The organism is Bacillus sp. SIMBA_008, from assembly GCF_046535495.1.
GTDB lineage: Bacteria > Bacillota > Bacilli > Bacillales > Bacillaceae > Bacillus > Bacillus subtilis.
This window is the reverse complement of sequence record NZ_JAWRWL010001176.1, coordinates 1-240: the sequence shown is the minus strand read 5'-3', so window position 1 is coordinate 240 and position 240 is coordinate 1. Positions and strand designations below refer to the sequence as shown.

Below are 240 nucleotides of genomic sequence, written 5' to 3'. Positions count from 1 at the left end.
CTCATCTTAATGAAAAGATGCACAAAAAAGCTATCTCCGCAATAGAGATAGCCTTCTTACTTATAATATCGTACCCGCTTTTTCAGCGCCTAACATTTGGATAATTTGATTATCATCGTCTAATACTGCAATTTTCGGCTCTTGGTTATGAATATTTTCTTCTGCCACTAAACCGTAGCAAATAATAATAACTTTATCCCCTGGCTGTACAAGCCTTGCAGCTGCACCATTTAAACAAAC

Annotated in this window: 1 protein-coding gene; it reads right to left on the bottom strand. The window is 36.7% G+C overall.

Annotated features, from left to right (window positions below; translation table 11 throughout):
- Positions 1-60: 60 nt before the first annotated feature.
- Positions 61-240 (bottom strand): aspartate 1-decarboxylase (locus SB658_RS27165; RefSeq protein WP_410603637.1); only part of this gene is annotated, 180 nt, incomplete at its 5' end.